At 65.4% G+C, this 23,943-nt stretch carries 18 protein-coding genes and 1 pseudogene; 8 read left to right on the forward strand and 11 right to left on the reverse strand.

Annotated elements, in window-relative coordinates:
* Nucleotides 1-76: 76 nt before the first annotated feature.
* The 8 genes and pseudogenes from ASC78_RS14525 to ASC78_RS14555 all read left to right on the forward strand — a co-directional run.
* The coding region (locus tag ASC78_RS14525; protein WP_157634466.1) for a hypothetical protein at nt 77-2,386 on the forward strand (2,310 nt) is incomplete at its 3' end.
* 1 nt (nt 2,387) lies between these two features.
* Nucleotides 2,388-3,254, forward strand: a pseudogene (locus tag ASC78_RS28015) (hypothetical protein); the annotation flags it as partial.
* Between the two features lie 84 nt (nt 3,255-3,338).
* On the forward strand, nt 3,339-3,851 hold the full coding sequence (locus ASC78_RS14530) for an OmpA family protein (RefSeq protein WP_055802518.1): 513 nt from the start codon (nt 3,339-3,341) through the stop codon (nt 3,849-3,851).
* A gap of 5 nt (nt 3,852-3,856) precedes the next feature.
* Entirely contained in the window at nt 3,857-6,928 is a 3,072-nt protein-coding gene (locus tag ASC78_RS14535) for a glutamate ligase domain-containing protein (RefSeq protein ID WP_055802520.1), read from the forward strand.
* Nucleotides 6,925-7,185 carry a hypothetical protein gene (locus tag ASC78_RS14540; RefSeq protein WP_235505097.1) on the forward strand — a complete coding sequence of 87 codons (261 nt, stop codon included), beginning with the start codon at nt 6,925-6,927 and terminating at the stop codon, nt 7,183-7,185. Before ASC78_RS14535 ends, ASC78_RS14540 begins: the two co-directional genes overlap by 4 nt.
* An 80-nt stretch (nt 7,186-7,265) precedes the next feature.
* Nucleotides 7,266-9,107, forward strand: a complete 1,842-nt coding sequence (locus ASC78_RS14545; RefSeq protein ID WP_055802524.1) for a peptidase domain-containing ABC transporter — start codon at nt 7,266-7,268, stop codon at nt 9,105-9,107.
* A gap of 37 nt (nt 9,108-9,144) precedes the next feature.
* Nucleotides 9,145-10,461, forward strand: a complete 1,317-nt coding sequence (locus tag ASC78_RS14550; protein ID WP_055802526.1) for an HlyD family type I secretion periplasmic adaptor subunit — start codon at nt 9,145-9,147, stop codon at nt 10,459-10,461.
* Nucleotides 10,458-12,020, forward strand: a complete 1,563-nt coding sequence (locus ASC78_RS14555) for a TolC family protein (protein WP_055802528.1) — start codon at nt 10,458-10,460, stop codon at nt 12,018-12,020. Before ASC78_RS14550 ends, ASC78_RS14555 begins: the two co-directional genes overlap by 4 nt.
* A 16-nt stretch (nt 12,021-12,036) precedes the next feature.
* Here ASC78_RS14555 and ASC78_RS14560 read toward each other — a convergent pair whose 3' ends face one another.
* From ASC78_RS14560 to ASC78_RS14610, 11 genes are read right to left on the reverse strand one after another with little or no spacing between them, the layout of a single operon-like run.
* Entirely contained in the window at nt 12,037-13,464 is a 1,428-nt protein-coding gene (locus ASC78_RS14560; protein WP_055802531.1) for a sigma 54-interacting transcriptional regulator, read from the reverse strand.
* A 48-nt stretch (nt 13,465-13,512) separates the two neighbouring features.
* Entirely contained in the window at nt 13,513-15,597 is a 2,085-nt protein-coding gene (locus tag ASC78_RS14565) for a pilus assembly protein TadG-related protein (protein WP_055802533.1), read from the reverse strand.
* Nucleotides 15,598-15,605: 8 nt separating this feature from the next.
* A complete protein-coding gene (locus ASC78_RS14570) occupies nt 15,606-16,100 on the reverse strand; it encodes a TadE/TadG family type IV pilus assembly protein (RefSeq protein WP_055802534.1) in 495 nt (164 codons plus the stop codon).
* A complete protein-coding gene (locus tag ASC78_RS14575; RefSeq protein WP_055803361.1) occupies nt 16,097-16,582 on the reverse strand; it encodes a TadE/TadG family type IV pilus assembly protein in 486 nt (161 codons plus the stop codon). Before ASC78_RS14575 ends, ASC78_RS14570 begins: the two co-directional genes overlap by 4 nt.
* Nucleotides 16,583-16,613: 31 nt before the next feature.
* Nucleotides 16,614-17,060, reverse strand: a complete 447-nt coding sequence (locus ASC78_RS14580; RefSeq protein WP_055802537.1) for a DUF3613 domain-containing protein — start codon at nt 17,058-17,060, stop codon at nt 16,614-16,616.
* Nucleotides 17,057-17,992 carry a tetratricopeptide repeat protein gene (locus ASC78_RS14585; protein WP_157634458.1) on the reverse strand — a complete coding sequence of 312 codons (936 nt, stop codon included), beginning with the start codon at nt 17,990-17,992 and terminating at the stop codon, nt 17,057-17,059. The genes ASC78_RS14580 and ASC78_RS14585 overlap by 4 nt, the downstream gene beginning before the upstream one ends.
* Complete coding sequence (locus tag ASC78_RS14590) at nt 17,989-18,954, reverse strand: type II secretion system F family protein (RefSeq protein WP_055802539.1); 966 nt, start codon at nt 18,952-18,954, stop codon at nt 17,989-17,991. Before ASC78_RS14590 ends, ASC78_RS14585 begins: the two co-directional genes overlap by 4 nt.
* Nucleotides 18,951-19,931, reverse strand: a complete 981-nt coding sequence (locus ASC78_RS14595) for a type II secretion system F family protein (RefSeq protein ID WP_055802542.1) — start codon at nt 19,929-19,931, stop codon at nt 18,951-18,953. The genes ASC78_RS14590 and ASC78_RS14595 overlap by 4 nt, the downstream gene beginning before the upstream one ends.
* On the reverse strand, nt 19,924-21,240 hold the full coding sequence (locus tag ASC78_RS14600) for a CpaF family protein (RefSeq protein WP_055802544.1): 1,317 nt from the start codon (nt 21,238-21,240) through the stop codon (nt 19,924-19,926). Before ASC78_RS14600 ends, ASC78_RS14595 begins: the two co-directional genes overlap by 8 nt.
* A 9-nt stretch (nt 21,241-21,249) precedes the next feature.
* On the reverse strand, nt 21,250-22,626 hold the full coding sequence (locus ASC78_RS14605; RefSeq protein WP_235505098.1) for an AAA family ATPase: 1,377 nt from the start codon (nt 22,624-22,626) through the stop codon (nt 21,250-21,252).
* Nucleotides 22,566-23,933 carry a type II and III secretion system protein family protein gene (locus tag ASC78_RS14610; RefSeq protein ID WP_055803369.1) on the reverse strand — a complete coding sequence of 456 codons (1,368 nt, stop codon included), beginning with the start codon at nt 23,931-23,933 and terminating at the stop codon, nt 22,566-22,568. Before ASC78_RS14610 ends, ASC78_RS14605 begins: the two co-directional genes overlap by 61 nt.
* Nucleotides 23,934-23,943: the final 10 nt, after the last annotated feature.

The raw sequence follows: 23,943 nt of genomic DNA on the forward strand, positions 1-23,943 counted from the left end.
AGCCGAGTTTGTAGCGCGGTAACGAATCGGCACGCTAGTTGCCCCTGTACACGTATCTTTTGTCACAGAGGCTGTCATGAACGCACCACAAGCACCGACCCCATCGACCGAAGGACTTGCCGCCAGTGGCGTTGCTCCTGTGGTCATCGCTCAAGCCAGCGGCACCCCGCTCGGCGCACCCGCCATGTTCGGCTCGCCGGCGCCTGCCGCAGCCGCGGCTGGCACGACGGCACCCGCCAGCGTGGGCACATTGTCCAATGCTACGCCGGGCGTCGCGGTAATGCGGGACGGTGTCCGTATTCCGGTAGACGGCAACCAGACACTGCTGGCGGGCGACCGCGTGATGGTTCCCGAAGGCGGGCAGGCCAACGTCCTGTTTCCAGGCTCGGCCACCAACAAGGCGCCGCTGGCTGGCGTCTTCACCGGCGGCACCGACGCCACCATCGGCTCCACCAAGCTGCCCGGCGGCCTCGAACAAGTGAACGTCGACGTTGCCTCGGGCGACCTGCAAGTGACGCCGCCAGACAGCGACGCCGACGCGGCCGCACTGGCCGTCACCAAGAAGGTTGCGGCCGGCAGCGGCCTCGGCTTGGGCGAATTCGCGCTTGGTGCACTGGGTGCCGCCGCGCTTGGCGCCGGCCTGGGCGGTGGCGGTGGGGGTGACGGTGGAACGGTTCCGTTCTTCCTTGGCAGCGGCGATGACGGAGACGCTGACGCTGACGCTGATGCAGATGCAGATGCAGATGCAGATGCAGATGCAGATGCCGATGCGGACGCCGATGCCGACGCAGACGCCGATGCGGACGCCGATGCTGACGCTGACGCCGATGCCGATGCTGATGCTGATGCTGATGCTGATGCTGATGCAGATGCAGATGCAGATGCAGATGCAGATGCAGATGCAGATGCAGATGCAGATGCAGATGCCGACGCTGATGCAGACGCAGACGCAGACGCAGACGCAGACGCAGACGGCGATCACCTGCTCGATCCAGGCGACGTCCTCACGGGCGGCGTGGTGGGCTCGACCGACGACAACCTGGGCCTCGATGGGTCGCTCACCCCGGTGCCGGGCGTCATCGACAGCACGACCGACTTGGTCGATGACCTCGTCTCCCCGGTCCTCGGCGACCATTTCACGCGGGACGATCCGAACCAGTTCGATCCGGTGGACGATGCTGCCGAAACCATCGTCGACAGCGTTGGCGGCGCCGCAAGCCCCATCGTCGACACGCTTCTGGGAAATGGCGCCACCGATGCACTGGTCGGCCAGGTCGATCACCTCACCGATGCTCTGCAAAACGGCATCGACAACCTCGTGGGCGGCGACGGCATCCTGAGCGGCGCGACCACGGCTCTAGGCGTGGACGGCGTCATCGACGGCCTCGTCGGCGACTGTGGGGTGGTCGACGACCTGGTCGTCGGCGTGCTCGGAGAGAACAGCCTCGTCGGTACCCTGGTGAGCGAAGAGGGCCTGGTGGGCGGGCTCCTTGCCGATGACGGCGCCGTTGGCAACCTTATCGGCGAAGACAGCGCCATCGGCGGCCTGCTGGCCAATGTGCTGAGCGACGAAGGCATCGTAGGCGGCCTGATCGGCGACGACGGCGCCCTGGGCGGATTGCTCGGCGGTTCGCTGGGCGAAGACGGGCTGCTCGGCGGCCTGCTCGGCACCGACAGCCCAGTGGGCAGCCTGCTCGGTGGCGACGGCCTGGTCGGTGGCCTGCTTGGCGGCGAAGGCACTGCCGCCGGCCTGCTGGGCAGCGAAGGCCTCACCGGCAGCTTGCTGGGCCAGGAGGGCGTGGTGGACAACCTGCTTGGCGCCAATGGCGTGGTGGGCGGCCTGGTCGAAGACGGTCCCCTGGGTGGCCTGCTCGGCGGCGAAGACGGCCTGCTCGGTGGTCTGACAGGCGACGTCCTGGGCGGCGAAGGCCTGCTGGGTGGTGTGCTCGGCGACGAGGGCATCGTCGGCGGCCTGGTCGGCGAAGACGGCCTTCTGGCCAGCGACGGCGCACTCGGTAGCCTCCTTGCGAGCGATGGCCTTCTCGCCGGCGTGCTCGGCGACGACGGCCTGGTCGACAACTTGCTCGGTGACGGCGGCCTGCTTGGCGGTGTGCTCGGCGGCGAGGGGTTGCTTGGCGGCGTGGTGGGCGAAGACGGCCTGGCCGGTGGCCTGCTGGGTGGCGACCTCCTGGGTGGCGACCTGCTCGGCGGTGACCTGTTGGGCGGCGTGCTGGGCGAAGACGGCCTGGTCGGCAACCTTCTCGGTGGCGATCTCCTGGGTGGCGACCTGCTCGGTGGTGACCTCCTGGGCGGCGTGCTTGGTGAAGATGGCCTGGTCGGAAACCTGCTGGGCGGCGATCTCCTCGGTGGCGACTTGCTCGGCGGCNCTGGGCGGCGTGCTTGGTGAAGATGGCCTGGTCGGAAACCTGCTGGGCGGCGATCTCCTCGGTGGCGACTTGCTCGGCGGCGACCTGTTGGGCGGCGTGCTGGGTGAAGACGGCCTCGTCGGCAACCTTCTCGGTGGCGATCTCCTGGGTGGCGACTTGCTCGGCGGCGACCTGTTGGGCGGCGTGCTGGGCGAAGACGGCCTGGTCGGCAACCTGCTGAGTGGCGATCTCCTCGGTGGCGACTTGCTCGGTGGTGACCTCCTGGGCGGCGTGCTTGGTGAAGATGGCCTGGTCGGAAACCTGCTGGGCGGCGATCTCCTCGGTGGCGACTTGCTCGGTGGTGACCTCCTGGGCGGCGTGCTTGGTGAAGATGGCCTGGTCGGAAACCTGCTGGGCGGCGATCTCCTCGGTGGCGACTTGCTCGGCGGCGACCTGTTGGGCGGCGTACTCGGCGAAGACGGCGTGGCGGGCGGCCTTCTCGGTGGCGACCTGCTCGGCGACGACGGCCTGGTCGGCAGCCTGCTTGGCAGCGGCGGCTTGCTCGGCGGCGCCTTGGGCGGCAGCAGCCCGGTGGCGAACATCTTGGATCCGGTGCTCGACACCGCAGGCACTGTCGGCGAGGTCCTGGAACCCGTGGTCTCCGCCGTGTCCGAGGTGGCCGAACCGGTGACCGACATCCTGGCCGGCGCAACCCCGACGCTCACTCCGGCGATCGAAACGGTCCATGGCGTGCTGGACACCGTCGCGGAAGCCGCGCCGATCGTGACCGACGTGGTGACCCCGATCACGAGCCTGGTCGATCAGGCCGCCGGAACCGGCAACGTGCTCACGCCCGTGACGAACGTGCTGCACGGCCTGCTGGGCTAAGCAACAAAAGGGCAGAAGAGGAGAAGAAGAACGACAGCACCAGGGACAGGCCGGTGTCGGCCTGTCCCATGAAAGGAATTGGGTATGAACAACAGCAGCAGCTATCGGATATTGATGGGCGTAGCGCTCGCGGCAAGTCTTGCCGCCTGCGGAACGGCGGTTACGAGCGGGCGCGAAGACGCGACCTACTACTACTCGAACAAGGGCGCCCCGGTGGCGAAGGTGCAGCCGCCTGCGCCCGCACCGCCGGTGGAGAACAGCCCCGTCGGCGTGGCGAAGATCGTGTACTTCAATTTCGACAAGTACGACATCAGGCCGCAGGACCGCAACGTGGTGGAAGCGCATGCCAACACGCTGAGGAACCGTCCGGCGAGCAAGGTGATGATCGAAGGCCACACCGACTCGCGCGGCGGCCGCGAATACAACCTTGCGCTGGCCCAACGCCGCGCGGAGTCCGTGCAGCGCGCGCTCACGCAGCTCGGCGTGCCGGGCGAGCGCATCGAGGCCGTCAGCTGGGGCATGGAAAAACCCGCATCCCCCGAAGCCACCGAGGAGGGTTATCAGCTCAATCGCAGAGCCGAATTCAGCTACCGCTGATCCGGATGTCCTTCTCCAACCAGCTGCATGCCTGCCACGAGCGCTTGGTCCCGGTGTGTGCGGCGCTGCCGGCGCCCTATCCGGCCTTCACGCTTTTTTTCTCGGTGAGCGACGGTTGGCAGCGCGCGCACGTGGTGCACGCGCGTGCGGCCGAGTTCGAGACCGCCTGGCGCGATGGCGCCGCGGCCGCGGAGCGCTGGGTGCGCGAACACGGCCTGGTCTCGCCATGGCTGCGCATCGACTGGGTCGAGGGCGCACGCCCGATGGACTGGGCGCAATTCAAGGCCCAGCTTGCCGCCGTCAAGCGCAACTACTTTCGCCTTGGCCTGGCCTTCGACAAGAGCTTCGAGACCGCCTTCACCGAGCAGGAACTCAACGCCAACGCAATGCTGTGCGGTGACTCGACCATTGCGCATGCGGTGGTGAATGCGCGTAACTTTGCGCTCTACGGCCAGGCGCGCTTCGCGCGTGCGCCGATGCTCGACCTTTTGCCGGCGGACCAGCCCGTCTACCTGCTGGCGACGGCGGGCGTCTTTTGCCAAGCCGATTGCGTGGTGCACAAGCTCGTCGGCACGGGGCTCGACGCGGGTCGACGCCAAGCGCCGGCACTCCATCCGCAATCGGCGCTCGAGCTCGTGCGAAGCGGTTCGGCCTATCTGGCGCGCCAGGTGCGGGGCGACGGGTCGTTTGCATACGGCTACTTTCCGTGCTTCGACAGCGTCATTTCCACCGATGACGCAACGCGCCATGCGGGCGCACTTCACACCATGATCGAGGCGTGGGAGCTCACGCGGGATGACAAGCTGCATGCGGCCGTCGGGCAGTCGCTCGACCATCTCACGAACTCGCTCATACGCCACTACAGACTCGCGGACGGCACCCAGGTGGCCTTTCTCGTCGACAACGGCGAGGAGATCGGGCTGGGCGGCAATGCCGCGTGCGTGCTTGCCCTGGTGAAGTATTGCGAGGCCATGGACACGCGCGACTGGCTGCCCTTGCTGGAGAAACTTGGGCTGGGCATCGCATGGCTGCAGGACGCCGCCACGGGCCGCTTCAATCACGTGCTTCATGCCGCGGACCTGCAGCTGAAGCAGGCCTCGCGCGCCGTCTGCGACGACGGCCAGGCGACCCACAGCCTCATGCGCCTGTATGACCTCACGCGCGATGCCAGGTGGCTGGCGGTGGTCGAAAAGGCCTTCGGCCATTTCATTGCAAGCCAGCACTGGCAGGCGCACGATCACTGGCTGAGCCGCTGCGTCAACGAGCTCACGCGCTGGAGCCCGCAGGAAAAGTACTTTCGCTTCGGCCTGCAGAACGTGGCCGGGTACCTGGACTTCGTGCTCGACAGCAAGACCACCTTTCCGACGCTGCTCGACCTCATGCTGGCCGCGCAGCAGATGCTTCAGCGGCTCGAAAGCATGCCCGCGATGCGGCACCTGCTCAACGAGCTGGACATCGAGAAATTCCACCGCGCGCTGGAGTACCGCGCCCACTACCTGCAGAACGGCTTCTTCTGGCCCGAGATGGCGATGTACTTCCAGCGGCCGTCCGCCATTGCCGGCGCTTTCTTCATCCGGCACCACGCGTTTCGGGTGCGCATCGACGATGTGGCGCAGAACGTGTCCGGCTTCGTCGCCTACCACCGCTACCTGCTGGAGCGGCGGGCCTCGCCCGGTTCCGGCAGCGCCAAGGATGACGGCGCCGCCTGGACCGCGAGCGAGATGGCACGCGTGACCGGCGGCCAATGGGTGGTCAGTCCGGACGACGGATGGCGCGCCAGCGGCGTGGCGCAGCGCTCTTTCCTGCGCAAGGGGCGGGTGGTGTTCGAGCACCAGGCGCGGCCCTTGAGGGCGCCGCTGGCCGCAGTGGCGCTCAAGGGCGTGTTGCAGCCAGCCGCCGCCGTGCTGTGCGCCGACGCCGCGCCGCATCTGGACAAGCGCGTGCCCGTGCTCCAGGTGGCGGACGTGCAGCAGGCCGTTCTGGACCTGGGCGCCCATGCACGCACCGAATTCAGCGGACGTGTCTGCGGCGTGCTCGGCAGTGGCGCCATCGGCACCACCGTCGCAGCAATGCTGGCCGAGACCCTGGCCGTGTGGGGTGAGGTCGGCCGCCCGGAGGGCAACGTCAGCCTCCCTTCGGGCCTTGCCTGGAACCTGACCTGCATGCCGCGGCATGCTGCTTACTGGGTGCTGGAGATGGGCTCGCCCCACATCCTGGCTTCGGCACAAATGGCGCGGCCCATGGTGACGGTGGTGGCAGGGCTTTCGCCCGCTTCGCAGAAGCACCGCATCCCCTCGGAAGCCGCGGCACGCCTGGACAGCCGCATCTTCGAGGGCATGGCCCCCGGCGACAGCGCCGTGCTGAATCGCGACCTCCCAGAGTTCGCGACCTTCGCCGAGGCCGCCATGGCGCACCAGCTCCAGATCGTGACCTTTGGCGAGCACAAGGACGCCGATGTGCGGCTGCTTGCGTTCGACCACGGAGAGGTCCAGGCCCTGGTGCTCGGCGAGCCTTTCCAGCTGCGCCTCAATGCGCCCGGACGCCACATGGGCGCGAGTGCGGTGGCGGCGCTGGCCGCATTGCAGGCGATGCGCCTGAAGCTGTCCGCCGCAGTCGAGCCTTTCGCGCGCTTCGAACCGCCGAGCGGGCGCGGCGCGCTGCACACCATCCACATCGGCGGCGGCAGCTTCAAGCTGATCGACGAGACCTATGACGCCAACCCAAGCTCCATGCGCGCCGCGCTCGAGCTGCTGTCTCAGGCGCCCTGCGAACCCGCACGGCGCGTGGCGATTCTTGGCGACATGCAGGAATTAGGTCCGGCCGCGCAACGCCACCATCTCGAGCTCGAGCCGCAGTTGCTCGCATCACAGCCCGACCGCGTATTGCTGTGCGGCCCGCTCATGCGTGCGCTGCACACGCGCATCCGCACCAAGGTCAGCTCGCATTGGTTCGTCGATGTGTCCGACCTTTCGACCGCGCTCGGTGGCCTGTTGCAGCCCGGCGACTGGGTGCTGGCCAAGAGCTCCGCCGGCGTCGGCCTGTCCCGGCTGGCCCGTGTATTGAAGGCATTGCCGTGAAAGTGAACGCGTCCCTGCCCCTCTTCTTCGAACCCAAGCCAGCACCGCCAGCACCGCCAGGCCGCTGGTGGCTGGGCTGGCTGCAACTGCTTTGCGCATGGCTCCTTTGCATGCTGCTGTGCGCCAACGTGGCGTTGGTGCTGACCAAGGGCTGGCCGCACGACGAGGCCCGGCCGCAGGCGAAGACACAGGGCGATTGCACGCATGCGGAAGCTGCCGCAAAGCCCCGGCGCACTCCTCGATGCGGCGGCGCGTAACGTGATATTTTGCCTAGTAACAATTGGGTAACAGTTGATAATGACGCAGGCGTCATTGCCGAACGGATCGGCCCTTTCCCATGATCAAGTTTCTCTTGCCCAGCCAGCTGGTGGCCGAACTGCCCGAGGAGCCAGGCGCCAGTCCGTACGCGGGTGCGCTGCACACGGCGTTCCGGGCCGCCTACCCGCTGGTGAAGAGCGCGGCATGGCGGTCGCTGCCGATCAGCCTGTTCGGCTTGCTGCCTTCGATCTTTCTGCTGCAGGTCTACGACCGCGTGCTGTCGCGCAGCGGCGTCTCGACACTGGCCGCGTTGGTGAGCGGCATCCTGTTTTTTCTCTGCATCGAGTTCTGGATGCGCACGCGGCGCTCGCGTCTGCTGCGCAACGCGGGCGCCATCATCGACCATGGTGTTTCGGGGGCGCTGCTCCACTCGATGCTGAACCGGCCGCTGCGCGCGCTCGAAGCGCGGCCGGCGTCGATCTGGCACCAGTACTTTCGCGACGTGGCCTCGGTGCGCGGCACCGTCACAGGCGGTCTGGCTCAATCGATCTTCGATCTGCCGATGGCGATTTTCGCGCTGGTGGTGATCGGCATCGTGGCTTTGCCCGTGCTGCCGGTGGTGGCGCTGTTCCTTGCCATCATGGCTTTCCTGGCCTGGTGGTGGGCCGACGAGGTGCGCACCGGCCGCGTCGAGGAAGTGCAGCGCGGCCGCGGGCTCGACCGCATGACCTCGGAGATCTGCAATGCGCGCGAAACGCTCAAGACGCAGGCAAACGACGGCCCGACCATCGAGATGTGGCGCCAGACCTATAACGCCTGGCTGGGCGAGAGCTTCAGCAAGAACGGCCAGATCGAATCCGCGCGCGACGGCACCACGGTGCTGCTGACGGTGTTCTCGGTCATCGTGGTGAGCGTGGGCGCGGTGTCTGTCATGGAGCAATGGATGACGGTCGGCGGGCTGGTCGCCTCCAACATGCTGGCGCTCAAGGCACTTCAGCCGGTGGCCGGGCTGGTGTCGAGCTGGCGCTCGCTGGCTGCCGCGAAAGAGGCGGCCAAGCGGCTCGAGAAAGTGCTTTCGGAGCCAGTCGAGAAGCCACCCTCGGGCATGACGCTGCCGCAACCGCTCGGACGTGTCACGCTGAAAGACGTGAGCTTCAGCTTCACGGAAGGCGCGCTGAAACCGGTGCTCGAGAACGTCGACCTGGACATCGGGCCGGGCGGCCTTCATGTGATCGTCGGGCGCAACGGCGCCGGCAAGTCGACGCTGGTCAAGCTGCTCTCGGGCCTGTACACGCCCACGCGCGGTGTCGTCAGCATCGGCGAGTACGACCTTTCGCAGTTCGGGCGCGAAGAGCTCTCGCGTTGGATCAGCTACCTCTCACAAGAGGTCTACTGGTTTGGCGGGCCGCTGATCGACACCATGCGCCGCACGGCCCCGGGGCAGAGCGACGAGCAGGTGGTGGCGGCCTGCAAGCTGTCGGGCGCGCACGACTTCATCTCGCGGCTGCCCGACGGCTATCGCACCGTGGTCGGCGAAGGCGGCACCGGCTTCTCGGTGGGCGAGCGGCGCAAGCTTGCGCTGGCCATGAGCTTCCTGCGCAAGCCCTCGGTGCTGGTGCTCGACGAGCCGAGCAACGACCTCGATTTTCAGAGCGAACGCACGCTCCTTGCGACGCTGCTTGCGGTGGCCAAGGTGCGCACCGTGGTGGTGGTCACGCACTCGCTGCGCATCGTGTCGGCCGCCACCGTGGTCTATCACGTGACGGGGCAGGGCAACGTCGAGCAGGGAACGGCGGCCGCCATGGTGCCCAAGCTGTTCGGGGTCAAGAAGCCATTGGTGGCGCTGGGCGATTCCGCCGTGGGCGACGACGCTGCCGAGGCGCCGCAGCAGGGCAACGCGGCAAACCGCTCCATGGCCTGAGCCGATCGATTGGAGATAAGAGCATGGGGACCGCGATTTGAAATCAGACCTGCCGCAGATACTTCAGGACGAAGACCAGAGGCGTGCGATGCATGCATCGCCCGAGGGCAGGCGCCGCCAGTGGGTGATCGGCGGCGTGATCGCGGTGCTGGCCGTGGTCGGCCTGGGCTTTCCCATGGAGACCGTGGTGGTGGCGCCCGGCCGCGTGATTCCGTCGGACCGCGTCAAGTCGATCCAGCATTTGGAAGGCGGCATCGTCAGCAACGTGCTGGTGAAGGAAGGCGACCGCGTGACGCAGGGCCAATCGCTGGTCGAGATCGACCTTGGCGGCAGCGGCCTCAACCTCGAAGAACTCTCCGCACGCCATGCCGCCACGCTGGCCACCCGCGTCAGGCTCATGGCCGAGAGCCGCGGCCAGCCGCTCAAGCGCGAGAGCTTCGGCGCCGACATCGACGCGAGCGTGCTCGAAGGCGAGAGCGGTGCGTATGAGGCGCGCGCGCTCGAGCAGCGCGGCGTGATGGCCGGCGCGGTGTCCGGCCTGGAGCAGGCCCGCAGCAAGCAGCTCGAGCAGCAGGCCAAGGTGAAGGGCCTCAACGACCGCCTGGCGCTGATGCAGAAGGAGCTCGAAATCTCTGAACAGCTGCTGAGCGAAAAACTGGTCGGGCAGGTCGAGGTGCTGGAGAAGCGCAGGCAGGTCGAGGGCGTGCGAAGCGAGCTGGCCGTTGCGCGCCAAGGTGCCATCTCGGCCAGTGCGGCCATCACTGAGGCCCAGGCCAAGATGGCCGAGGCCGAAGGCAGGTTCCGGCGCCGCGCGTCGGACGAACTCGCGACCGTGGAGCGCCAGTTCGCGAGCCTGAGCGAAGACCTGGCGCGCGCACGAACCCAGCGCTCGCGCACGATCGTGAAGGCGCCCGCCGACGGCATCGTCAAGGGGCTGCGCAGCGGTAGCCCGGGCTGGGTCATCAAGCCTGGCGAGGCGATCATGGAAGTGGTGCCCGACAAGGACGAGGTCATGATCGAGGCGCGCCTGAACCCGAACGACCGCGGCTTTGTCGAAGTGGGCCAGGCGGCGCGTGTGAAGGTCACAGCCTACGACTACCTGCGTTACGGTGCGGTCGAAGGCAAGGTCACCCTGGTGGCCGCCGACGCCGACCGCGACCCGGCCATTGCCAACGCGGCACCCTACTACCGCATCCTGATCGGCACCGGGCAGGCCTACGTGGGACAGCCGGAGAACCGCATCACCGCCGGCATGGAGTCGGAGGTCGATCTGAAGGTGGGGACTGATCCGTTCATCTGGTACATCCTCCGTCCTGTGCTCAAGCTGCGGCGCGAAGCCTTCCGCGAACCATGAGGACGCGCGTCCTGGTTGACCTGCGCCGAACGGGCCGCGGTGTTCTGTGCGCAGTACTGTGCGCGAGCTTCGCGCTTCCTCCGGGCGCAATGGCGCAAGAGCTGCTTGACGCGCCGGCACAGCTGGTGGCTGCGCGGCGTCTTTCGAAACCTTCGATCGGGGCCGCAAGCTACGCCCAGCGCGTGAAGCAGGCACTCATCACGATCGCGCAGGACTATCCCGAAGTGCAAACAGCACAAGCCGCCGCCAACACCAGCAGCTTTGGCGTGGATGCCGCAAGGAAGGCCCGTTACCCGCGCTTCAAGATGGGCACCGCGTCCGGCACCTACAACAGCGGCGCGGCCAATGCCAGGAGCGAGAACTACACGGTGCTGACCGCCGAGGCGCGCGTGAGCCTGGTCGACGGCGGGGCCATGAGCGCCGCGGTGCGTGCCGCCGAAGCCGGCAACCAGGCCGACGACGAGGCCGTGGTGACTACCTCGCAGAAGGTGGTGCTCGATGCACTGACCGCTTATCTGCAGGTGCAGCGCTTCGATTTGAAGAAGCAGATCGCGCGCAAGTCCACCGAGGTGGTGGCCGAGCTTTCGAAGGCCGAAGCACGCCGCGTGGCGCTCGGCGCAGCGGGCGAGAACGACCTGAACATGGCGGCCGCGCGCCGCGCCAGCGTGGCCGCGCGCGAGTCGGACTTTCAGGCGCAGCGCGACGAGGCGCTGGCGAAGTTCAACACGTATTTCAAATTCACGCCCAACACCGATTCGCTGCCCGTGCTCGCTGCGCCCGTGTTCTGGCGCATCGCCTCGCAGGACGAAGCGCTGCGGCGCGCAGAAGAACGCAGCACCGAGATCGCCGAAGCCAAGGGCCGCGTGGCACGGGCCCAGGCCCTGGTCGATCAGCAGGAAGCCAGCATCTACCCGACGGTGGACGCCGTGGTCGTCAAGAGCAAGGACCCGCGCGGCGTGTCGCCGCAGGACCCGACGCGTGCCGCCTTCGAGCTCAACTGGAACTTCGGCAACGGCTTCGACCGCCAACTGCGGCTGAAGTCCGCGCTGGCCGAAGTCGCCAACCAGGAAGCCAAGCTCGAAGGCGTGAAGCTCAACCTGCTGGAACTCACCTCGGCCTCCTGGTCGCGCACGGTGTCCGGACGCGAACGCGAGCGGCAGCTGATGGAAGCCGTCAGCACCTCGGGCCAGGCCTTCCGTGGCCGGCGCCGCCTGATGGAGTTTGGCCGCGAGACTCTGCCGGCCGTGCTCGACGCGCAACTCGACTACTACAACCTGCTGTTCGACTATGTCGATGCCGTGTTCGACCTGCGCATCAGCGAGCTGCGCCTTGCACGCACCACGGGTGAGCTGCGAATCGACCCCGATGCGAGCAATGCCTGGATCGACCGCATCTTCGGACCGCCGAGCCGCCCCGCACTGAGCGAAGACGGCCTGCTCACCGCGCTGTGCATCTCGAGCAATGCGAGCTGCGCCAGCGAACCCGTGGCCGACCGCGGCGCCACCGCGACTGCATCGAACCCGCCGCTGCGCCGCGCTGACCGTCTGGCCACGCGCTAGCTGTGCGGGAGTGGGCTCAGGCGTCTTCGGGGATGCCGGGTTCGCCGTCCAGGATCTGATACTTGCGCATCTTTTCCCACAGCACCTTGCGGCTGATGCCCAGGTGCTGCGCGGTGTCTTGGCGCTTCCAGTCGTTGATCTCCAACGCCGCGATGATGCGGTTGCGCTCGCCGCTGTTCCAACCCTTGCGGTCGCCGTTGCCATCGAGCGCGACGCCGTTGGCGCTCCCGTTGTAGCCGTTTCTCTCGGCTGAACCGGCGGTGGGCGTCGGCGTACCGCGCGTGAGTGCGATGGCGCGCTGGATCAGGTTCTGGTCCCACGCATGCAATTGCCGCGCAATCACACCCACGCGCTCGGCCAGGTTGCGCAGCTGCCGAACGTTGCCCGGAAAGTACGTTTCCGCAACGGCATCGCTCAGCCAGTGCGGCGTTTCACCCAAGGCTTCGAGCTCGTCGCCCAGCACATTGCCAAGCAGCGCTTTGAAGATCGCGATCTTGTCGATCTCGCCGCGCTCTTCGAGGCTGGGCACGTGCAGCTCGATCACCGCAAGGCGATAGAAAAGGTCGGCGCGAAACTCGCCGCTCGCCACCATCTCGCGCAGGTTGCGGTTGGTGGCAGCGACCAGCCGAAAGTCGACGCGAACCGGCGCCGTGGCGCCCAGCCGCGTGACCGCGTTGTCTTCGAGCACGCGCAGCAGCTTGACCTGCTGGTACTTCGGCAGGTCGCCGATCTCGTCGAGAAACAGCGTGCCTCCCGTTGCTTGCTCGAAGTAGCCGCGGTGCGCATGCACGGCGCCGGTGAACGAGCCCTTCGTGTGGCCGAAGAAGAGCGACTCGAACAGCCCATCGGGAATCGCGCCGCAGTTCACTGCCACGAACGCGCCCTTGCTGTAGTGCTGATGGCCGAGATGGAGCTGCTGCGCAATGCGCTCCTTGCCCACCCCCGTTTCACCGCGCACCAGCACGCTGTGGTTGCAGTCGGCAAAGGCGCCCACTTCGGCGAGCAGCGATTTCATCGCCTCCGAGTGCGCCACCAGCACATCGGGCGCCTGCGGCGCCACGTCGCGCGCCCGCAGCTGCCGCACCAGCTTGGCCACCATCGTGCGCAGCTCGGCGCAGGTGAAGTCGTAGGGCAGAACGTGCAGGTACTCGGGCGGATAAGTGCGCGAGTCGCGGTCCCGCGAAGCCGCGGCCACCCAGATCACCGGCATACCCTGCAGCAGTTCGGTCGCGTGCGCGAGCCCCCCGCCGTCGATGACCGTGACGCTGATGATCGCGACCGAAGGCCGAATCGCCGTGCCGCGCTCCTGCTGAGGAGGCGGCATGCCATCGGCCCGGATCACCTCGACGTCAAAGCTCGCCATGCACCGCGCAATGCGGTCGAGGATGTCGGCCTTGCCTTCCCAGACAAAGAGGTCGAGTTCGTCGAAGTTGGGGGCGCTCATGAGAACAATCGCTTGAGGTGTGTTCGTGTGTTTTTGCAGTGGCTCACTTCAGTACACCAATTCCGCACCCGCTTTGCATGTCATGCGAGCGCCGACTTCGGCGTTCGCAAGTTCGATACCGAGGTTTTTCAAGAGTAGCTCCACCAGCGAGTTGACAACAGAAGAGACAAGAGAATCGATCAACGGCTTGAGCAGGTTGAACACGGCGGTGGCCGCCGCATCGGTGGTTTGCACGATGGCACCGAGCAATCCTGCCGAGGCGCCGGGTGCATACAAGTTGAGCTGCAGGCCGTTGACGATGCCGGTCACGAGGCCGGCCACATCATTCGTGGCGGACGTTGCCAGGTAGGTTTGGGCCGGCGCTGCAACATCGTCGATTTCCTTCAGCAGCCCGGGTGCGCTCGAGTGAAAGAGCAACGAGTCGGTGCCACCGTCGAGATGATCGGAGTTGACCGAGAGGCCGACACCTCCGCCACCGAAAGCCGTGCGCTGTGCGGTCGCCTTCTGGTTCGTCCACGTTCCGTTCGGTTGGAGATACTCTTGCGTACTGCCTAAGCAAATTCCGGCGACCACAGCTGTGCAGGTCTTTCTGGTTTGCACCGTGCCGATATCGATCAGTGCAATGGGCTCCACGGCGGGAGCCAGCGCTGTCGACGAGAAAGCCTTGATTTTTGCGTCAGCCGGCGTGGTGCCCATTTTTCCGATGCGCAGCGTGGCGATGCTGGATTTGGAATTTGCCCACAGCTTGCTGTCGGAACTGTTGGTGCAGTCATAGTCCGTGACATAGGCCGACGCAGATGCGATGTCGATGCTGATGTCGATCTGCAACGGCAGCGGAAGTGCTCTGACATCCGAGATTTCGGCTTTCGCAGGCGTGTGGCAATTCAATGCGATGACCGGGCAGTCGCCCGGTGGGGTCAGATCGATGATGGAACTCAAGATCGAAATCAGTGCATTGCTCAGCGAGTTGAGTGCATTGGACAAACCGCTGATCAATGTCGTCAGCACCTGCCCGGCTGCCCCGAGATTTGCGGAAACAAGTGCCCGAACCTGAGCCGTCCGGACATAGATCTTGTTCGGGCCCAGCGGATCGAGCTTGGCCAGTTCAGGATTTCCCACGGCAGAAAACTGTGGCGGCTCGATCACCTTGATGCTCGCAGTGACCCCGCCGAGGCTGACATCGACGACCGTCCCGTTTTTGCCATTGGCGGCCTGCACCACGCCTTGCAGCAACTGAAAAACCTGAATGCTGGTGTCCAGTCCGGCGGCGTCCGTGCCGGACTGCACGCCCAGCAGTGTCCCGAGCTTCAACAGTGGCTGGACCGCGGCTGCATTGGCTGCGATCTTGATCAGCCCGAGTGCGTCGATGGCCGTCTGGGCTGTGCCCCCGTTTCGTTGAAGCGCATTGATCATGGCCTGCACCAATGTGCCCACCGAGGCGTCGGCGGCCAGGACCTCGTCGTACTTTCCGGCGCCGATACCCAGTTCAAGCGCCAGTTCGTCCAGGAAGGTCAGCAACTTGAGGTCGGTCGAAACCAAGCCGTCCCAGCCAACGGCTTCGAGGTTGAGGCTGCCCCCCAGAAGACCGCCGAACACCGCATTGAGCGAAGGCGATCGAGTGCTGTCCACACTGAGGAGCGTGCTGCGGATACTCAAGGCTGCCAGCGGATGCTTCCGGGCCGCTAACGCGACGACAGCAATGGGTCTGGGCTCGTTGCCGGGAAGGCCTGCAAGCAGCAGCGCGGGGGTCCGGTTGATGCTGACCCGCACTGCGTTGAGTTTTTGACCGCTTTCCGGCGTGCCGAAGTGAGGCGCAGCGGGCCTGGACACAGGATCCCAGTGGCCGCACGCTACGCTGTCCGCAGCGACGGCTGCCAGCGTGGGCGGAATGTTTTTTGCGGCGTTTGCAATCGCTGCCGCTGTTGCTCCCGTGCAGCTGGCCCCGTCCAGCGCCTGTGCGCCCGCGAGTGCGGCAAGGTCGGCCGTCTTCTGGAGTTCGCGCTTGAGGAAAAACAGGTAGCCCAGTTCGGTTCCCACGAGAACGATGACCAGCAGGCTCAGCGCGATGATCGCGTTGATGATTACCGACCCGTTTTGCCGCCATCGCGGGGTTCTTCGTTTGGAGGAATGCATCGTTCGCCCTAGGAAGACGACCGGGTGGCCGTGGCCTTGCCGAGCAGGCGGTCAGGCATCCAGCTTCCGGTGAGAGGAAGCGGAGGCAGGAGCGGATTGGCGCGGTACGGGTAGCTCACTTTCACCGCGATCTCCGCGGATGAAAGATTTACTTCGGGCGGAAGGTCTGCCATGTTTGCGCGAAGCCAAGCCTCCTTGGACGATGGAACGCTGCCCGCGGAAAAAGGGGTGATCATCGAGAGTGCGAGCGACCGGTAGATGGCCGTTCGTGCATTCGCCTGCACCTCCGCCACCGGCGTGTCGCTGCGAAAAGTCTGGGCCGCTCTCGCGCCGTCTTCCGCTGCGCGGGAGATCGCCTGCTGCACGTAAAAAACGCCGCAGAACGTGATGAGGCCGTAGATACCCAGGAACAGGACGCCGAAGATGAGCGCGAATTCGATGGCGGCGACGCCGCGCTGCCGGCGCGGCCTCGAGCATTCCAGGCGCGGGCGGGCGGACTTCACAGCGACCTTCCGTCGAGCAGCATGCTGGCCTTGCCTGTAACCCGATCAGGTATCGCGAAATTCGGGAATGCGGGAAACAGCCCTTCTATGCCACTGACCTCCACGGTCACGACCATCTGGCAACGCTTGCTCCATTCCGGCCCGCAAGGGGGTTCAGCCTGCGCGCAGTCGTCCTCTGCGGCCGGGCAGGTATCTGCATAGACATTCAGCTTTGCTTTCAGGGCGTCGGGCAACCAGTCGCTGCGCAATCTAGCAACGTTTTCTGCTTCTGTTTCCCTCGCATCCAGACTGCTCTGGTAGCGCAGCCCGGCGCGTGCCCCGTCTTCCGCGGCGTTCTGCAAGCTCAAGCGCATCGTCAACAGGAAGCCATAACAGATCACGGCGTAGAGCAGCGCAAAGCTGATCAAGAACACAAACGCAAACTCGATCGCATACGCGCCGCGCTGTGCGCACCGGTGTCTTGCGAGGCGGCCTGTTTGCATGGACATTCTTTTGCGCGACGGAACTCTCCGCTCAACGCGCCCCGCCAGCAGCGCCGCCAGCTGCGCCGTTGGACTTGGTCACCGTCGAGCCAAGGTGCTCGGGAATCGGATGTTCGAAGCTCTTGACATAACGCTCATAGCTGCGACTGGCAACGTTTCCGGCGATAGGCCGGGGCGTGGGCGATGCAATCTCTCCGCTGCGTTGCCAGGCAAGCAGGTTTTGCGTCGCATCGCCGAGCCGCAGCGGCGGTGGGTCGAGTTCTTCGGCCTCGGCCGTCTGCGCTTCCTGAGAGTGCAGCGTGGCCTGATTTTGTACAGGCTGGGCAGCCATTGGCACCGCGACGGCCCTTGCACCCGCATCATCCGCTTTGGCCGTATTCGTTTGCGCGAAGGCATTCATTGCCATGAAGAGAAGTGCGGCGGCCAGGGCCGCACGAACGGGCAGCGAGGTAATCCGTTCGGTGGATTCGTGGTTCATGGTGTACCTCGTGGGATCGAGTTCGGGGAGAAGGGCGCCTCGGCATTCGACGCCGGCGGATTCGTCTGGGTCGCAGTCCTCATGCCACCCGCTCCTGTCCACCGCGACGGCTTGAGCGCAAGGGGCGCAACAATGGGCTCACCGCGAGTCGAAGCCGATGCCGCGGCAACGATGGGTGCGGCCAGTCCGCCTGGTGCACGCAGCTGCTGCGCCGCTTCGCGCACGGCCAAGCGCGTTGTTTCGGACATGCGGTTCGCATCCATCAGCGCTGTGGCTTGGTCCCGCTGATTGGTTACTTCCAGATAGAGCGCCAGATTGGCTTGTGCCTGTGTGCTGTCGGGGCGCAACTGCAAGGCCTGCATCAGAGGCAGTCGTGCGTCTTCGATCTGGCCGGCGCGCAACTGTGCATAGCCCAGGTCGCTCAGCAGCAACGCATCGGTTGGTGTCCGGCGCTGGGCCTGCGTAAGCAACTGCACCGCCTCGGCGTAGTTGCCGCGCGTGCCTGCCAGCAGTCCCAATCCGCGGTAGCCGGCACTCGCCAGCGGCGTGCTCAAAAGGCGCTTGTAAGCGGCTTCGGCGGAGACAGCCTGCCCCGTCTGGCGCAGCGCCTCAGCACGCGTGCGCGTGGATTCGGGCGAGACACCCCAACGCTGTTCAAGAGCGTCGATGTGCGCGAGCGATGCGAACCACAGGTCCTCCTTCTGCATCTGCTCTACCAGCTTGAGGTAGGTCGCTTGGGTGTCTACGGAAGCCCCCGCTTTCGTGTCCGCAGCCGCTTCGGCGGCCATGCGCTGTTGCGCGTCCGCACTGGCGGCGTACTGATCCTTGACGCCGGCACAGCCGGCGATAACGACCGCCGCGGCGCCCGCGGAGACGAAAGCCAGAATGCGCCGCACAGCGGACGGGCACATGCAAAAGTCCAACGTTTTCATTTGACGACGACTCCCAGTGATCGGAATACCGCGATGAAGCCTGGTCCTGCCGTGACGATGACCAGCGCCGGCATCAGCGTGGACACCATCACGGCGGTCATCTTTACCGTGATCTTTCCGATTTTTTCCTTCATTTCGGAACGCCGGCGTTCGCGTAACCGGTCGCTGAAGATGCGCAACGGTTCCTGCACTGCTCCGCCGTGCTTGTCGACCTGCACCAGCAAGGACACGAGCCCTCGAAGGTGCTCGTTCTTGTGCAAGGTCGCGAGGCGCTGCAACGAATGCTCGCGGCTGCGGCCACGGCTGTACTGGTTGTTGGCCAAGGTCAATTCGTAGCCGAGCACGCGCAGCACATGCGAGAAATCGCTAGCCATGATTTGCAGGCTCTGGTCGAGACTCAGTCCAACCCCTTGAAGAAGGCGCAGCAAATCGATGAACAGCGGAACCTCCTGATTCGCCCGCTCCCGCCGCGTGGCAGCAACGCGTCCGAGCACCCATTTGGGCGCCATAAAGCCAATGACGAAAGCGCCGGCAAGAACGATGGTGGCGGTGCCCCCCGTGTGTTTCTCACCCCAAGCCATATAGGCCAGAAGCGGGAGCAGCATTGCGAACAGAACGCGGGCCACCAAGAAAAACAGCTGCGTTCGCTTCGAGGAAAGGCCGCATTGGTCGATGAGATTCCGGTCTTCATCTGCCACAAGCGTCCGGCCAAGCCGCGTTTCGAGCCAATGGAAGGGCAGTTCGATATCGGACTTCGCGGAGGCGCCAGGCTCTTCTTCCGCATCAGCGGAAGCTTTCGACAAATCCGGAGCTTCCACAACTTGGTGGATGGCGCGGCCGATGACCTTTCCACTGCGCGCGCGACGCAATTCGGTAGCAATCAGTGCGCCTGCTCCAGCCATGAGACCTAGCGCGAGTACTGCCAGGGCAAGGATGGCAATTTGCATGGGCGAGAACGTCATGTCAGTCTTGCCAATCGATAAAGGAGGGCGGCGCCCACCAACTGAAGTCCTGCCGAGGAGAAGATCAGCATGCGACCTGTACCGTCATTCCACATTCCCATGAAATAACCGGGATTGGTCATGATGAGGAAGGCGCCCACGCACACCGGCAGCAGCCCCAGTATCCAGGCGGAGAGGCGGGTTTCCGCCGACATGGCAACCAACTCGTGCTCCGCCTGCTCACGGTCGCGCATGAAATTGCCGACGCGTTCCAGCAGCAGATCGGCACGGCCGCCATAGCGCACACCTAGGCCGAGGATGGAGGCCATCAGATACATCTCGTCGATGCGGACGTGCTTGGCTGTCTGGTGCAGGGCGCGGTCCAGATCCATGCCAGCGCGCACCAGCGATGCCGAGCGTTCCAGTAGGCCGCGCAACGGAGTCTCCGTGGTGGCAATAGCAAGTTGGAACGCAGCCTGCGTGGAGTTCCCGATGGTGATCAATCGCACCATGACGTCGATGTAGTCGGGTAACTGGTTGACCAGCTTGCGGCGGAACTTCTGCAGTCGCAGCCAAACCGCGAAGACCGCGAGGATCATCATCAATGCGAGGGCGCTCAATGCTGCAACCCAGCCGCCGAAGAGGCCCGCAAGCGCGGCCAGCGCCACGACGGCCGCCAAGCCCAGCGCGGCGATGCGCGGATCGATCACGCCCATCAGCCAGTCGGGCAGGGCCTTTTCAAGAAGCCCACCAGGTGCGGTAACTGCGGCGCTTGTTTCGGTCTCGAGCCAAGGGTCAGTCATGAGCCCGCCGCTGGGCAAATCCCGCAAAGGTATTGGCAACGATGCCGCAGCGGCCGTGCTGGCCAGAATCTGCTGGTTCAGATGCCGTCCCGCTGCCTGTCGTGTCTGACGCGCCTTTGCCCATTGCCACAGCAGCAGCCCCGCGGCTGCAAGCAGCAGCGCGACGCAAGCGACCGTCAGCAGAACCTTAGCCACGGTTGTCTCCCTGCTGGGCCCGCGCCAGTGATTGGCGGAAGCGCGTGATCTTGGGCGAATGCGGCGCGATGCCAAGCGAAACCCATCGATCGCGTTCCTCGCCATCGGGCGACACAATCGGTTCGTAGCGGTAAAGCTCCTGCATCGCGACGACGTTGTCGTTGACGCCGGTGACTTCACTCAGCGAGATGATTCGACGCTGGCCACCTGAAAGACGCCCGATCTGCACAATGAAATCGATGGCATTGGCGATCTGCCGGCGCAGGCTCACTTCACTGCCTTGATAGCCGGCAAAGCCCGCGAGCATCTCGAGCCGGTAGAGGCATTCGCGCGGCGAGCTGGCGTGGATGGTGCCCATCGAGCCTTCGTGGCCCGTGTTCATGGCCTGCATCATCTCGATGACTTCGGCGCCGCGCACTTCGCCCACGATGATGCGGTCCGGCCGCATGCGCAAGCTGTTGCGCAGCAGGTCGCGGATTGACACCACGCCCGTGCCGTCGAATCCGCCGGGGCGGCTTTCGAGCCGGACGACGTGGCTGGTGCCGAGCGACAGCTCCGCCGTGTCTTCAATGGTGATGACACGCTCGCGCGTGGGAATGAAGGTTGCGAGCGCGTTGAGCAGCGAGGTTTTTCCCGAGCTGGTGCCGCCGCTCACGAGGATGTTGCAGCGCGCACGCACGGCAATCTCCAGCAACTGCGCCATGCCAGCATCGAAGGTGCCGAGCTTCACCAGATCGGCCGGCGTGAGCGGCTCCTTGCGGAACTTTCGAATGGAAACCGAGAGTCCGTCGATTGCCAGTGGCTCGATGATCACGTTGATGCGGCCGCCGTCCGGCAGCCGCGCGTCGACCATCGGGTTGGATTCGTCGAGCCGGCGGCCGAGCGGCGCGAGGATACGGCGCACGATGCGCATCACGTGCTCCGCATCGGCGAAGCGCACCGTCTCTCGCTCCAACATGCCGTGACGCGAAACGTATACGTTCTGGTAGCCGTTGATCAGAATGTCTTCGACGGCGGGATCGTTGAGCAAGTCTTCCAGCGGCCCGAAGCCTGCAAGCTCCTTGGTGAGTGCGTCGGAGATGAGTTGCATCTCCCGGTCGTTGATCGGCACACGGCGCAGCCGGACGAAGCTGTCGACCTCCAGTTCGACGAACTGCTGAATCGAGGCGCGCGACCAGCGCCCGAATTCCGCGCCGAGCTCTTCGATGCGGCTCAGCAGATGGTCGTGCGTCCAGCTCTTGATGTCCTGGAACTGCTGGGAATTGGTGAACGCCTGGTCGTCGTCGGCGAATTCGAGATCGTTGGACATAGGGGCGGTTCAACCTTGACTAGAGCTTTTCCAGAATCCGGAAATTTGCGAAATTCGCGCCGCCCAAGGGGATTGCGCCGGCGGCTGGCCTGCTTCGGACATGTATTCCTGGTTCAGTCCGCGTGCGAGGCCGGATACGGCTTGCGAATACGCGTCGTTGCGCGCGGTGCGCACCAGCATTTCGCCGCGGCTCGCGGCCGCCAGCAGTTGCGTGGCGCGTGCCGGTACAACATGGTGCAGCGGCAGTTCGAGCCGCTCCGCAATGTCCTTGGCCGGCAGCCCGACTTGGGTGTCGAATTTGTTGACCACGAGCGACAGCCGATCGGTCTCGATGCCGCGCGTGCGCAGTTCCTTGAGCATGTTCGCGGTGGAGACGATCGCGCCGATGCTCTGGTCGCACACAACCCAACTGCGCTGGGCTGCCTTCACGGTCTGCGCCACAAAATCAAGGGTCGAGAAACCGCCAAGGTCGGCGATCTGGAAATCGAAGAAATCGCCGAGCCGCTTGATCAGTGCCACCGAGTCCGCATGCGATATCTCGCGCACCTGCGCGAGACTCGCCGGCAGTGGAAGCACGGCGACGCCACTCGTGTGGTGGGCCACCGCGGTGTGCAGGAGCGTCTGGTCGAGGCGGCGCAGGTTGCGTACGCCATCGACAAAGCTGAAGCCGCTTTGGGTGTCGAGATACAGAAGGCCGTCGCGTGCGGGCAGCCCGAGATCGAGCAACGCAACTCCGCGGCGCGTGTTGCGAGCATGAGAAGGTGCGGCCGCTTGGGACGGCTGGTCGTTGAGCATCAGTGCCAGACTCGCCGCGAGGGTTGTCACGCCAATGCCCGGACGAGCGCCAAGCAGGGCAAGCGTGCATCCGCGGGTGCGGCTTTGCAGGCTGCTTTGACGATCGAGCAGCTTGCGCAGCGTATTGATCGCATCGGTCGGCGGTGCGTTCATATCGACGAAATCGTCTACGCCTGCGCGCAGCGCGGCGAGCATGGAAGCCGGCTCGGCCGAAACGCCAGTTGCAAGTACCGGCAGCGTGGGCCACTCGCGCTTGAGGCGCTGGTGAAGTTCGCTTGCCGCAGTGGCGTGGTCCCCCGAGAAATCGAGAAAGACTGCCGCGGGGCTGAGCATGGCGATGCGCTCGTCGATCGCTTTGGCTTCAGGTGGAAGGATCACCACCGCACCCAGTCGGCCGAGCGCGTCGGTCAGCCAGGTGACATGGCTGCTGTTCGGCGATGCGAAGAGATAGGTCTCCGCACCGGTCTCCGGGAGGTTGTCGCGTGGAGCGTTCATGGCATCGGCCGCAGGTTTTGCATAGCTCGCTTCTGTCAACGCGAGAACCCCGGCACAGTCGTGCCTGAAGCTGGCCCCAGCAGATGCGCGCGCCACACGGGGCCATCGCGTTGCTCGGCACCACCCGGAAGGTACGGACCAAGATCCGTGCCGCGCGCAATGGGCTTCACCAGATGCGGCGTGACAAGGATCACCAGCTCCTTCTCGCTCATCTGATATTTGTTCTGCTTGAAGAAGGTTCCGAGCACCGGGATGTCGCCGAGCAATGGAACCTTGTCGGCGTTCGAAGTCGTGGTGCGGCTCACCAGCCCGCCGATGATGAAACTCTCGCCGTCGCCGAGTTCGACCGTGGTGTCGGCTCGGCGCGTGCTGATGGCGGGCACCGCGACACCGCCAATGCTGAGCGAGTTGGTGTAGTCCAGGTCGCTGGCTTCGGGGGCTACCTTGAGCACGATGCGGTCGTTCGACAGCACGGTGGGCGTGAGCGTGAGGCCGATGCCGAACGGCTTGTATTCGATGCTCGTGGTGCCGAGGCCCTGGGGAGCGGGCACGGGCAGTTCGCCGCCGGCCAGGAAGCTTGCGCTCTGGCCCGACAGCGCCACCAGCGTCGGTTCCGCAAGCACGCGGGCCATGCCGTTGCCTTCGAGGAAACCGACGTTCAGGCCGATACCGGCCTTGCCGAAGTTGAACAGCAGGCTGAAGGCTTGGGCGAGCGGATTGTTGTGCTCACCGCTGATCGAGCCGTCACTACTGAATGCTGTGGAACGCAGCGACGACGGCGTGAACACGCCAAAGCTGAACCCGTTGGAGTTTGCGCGGGTGCTGAAGATGTTGAGGCCGGCCTGCTTGAGCACGCTGCGGTTGAACTCGACGATCTTGACTTCGACCTGCACGGTGTTGCTCCGTACGTTGACAACGGAGCGGTCGATCAGTGCCGACTTTTCTCCGCCGGCGGCCATCGCCGCATCGCGCGCTTCCTGGTGCGCAGCCATGCTGTTGAGCGAGCCGGAAAGCGTGGAGGCGCGGCGCCGCACTTCGAGCGCGTAGACCGTGGCGGTCGACTGCCCTTTTTCCCAGACCATGAGCGTGGTCCGCCCCGCAGCCTTGCCGGTGACGATGAGGCGCGCGGCCGGCGAGTTGGGCGATTGGCGGGTGAGCGCGACACCGGCTACCGTCTCGTCGGCAATGGCCATGCGCTCGATGCCTTTGCTGATCAGCAATTCCTTTTGCGTGCCTGCGTCGATCCGCAGTTGAAGTGCGGGGCGAAGAGACGTCGCCTCTGCCGGATCTGCGGCTGCGGAGACCACAGGCCAGACGCCCGAGGCCAGCAGGCACAGCGCCGCGAGTACTGGACGCAGAGGACGTACCGAACCGGCTGTTTTCGCGCGAAGGGCGATCGTCATGGTGTTCGTT

Source organism: Variovorax sp. Root318D1 (assembly GCF_001424835.1).
Classification (GTDB): domain Bacteria; phylum Pseudomonadota; class Gammaproteobacteria; order Burkholderiales; family Burkholderiaceae_C; genus Variovorax.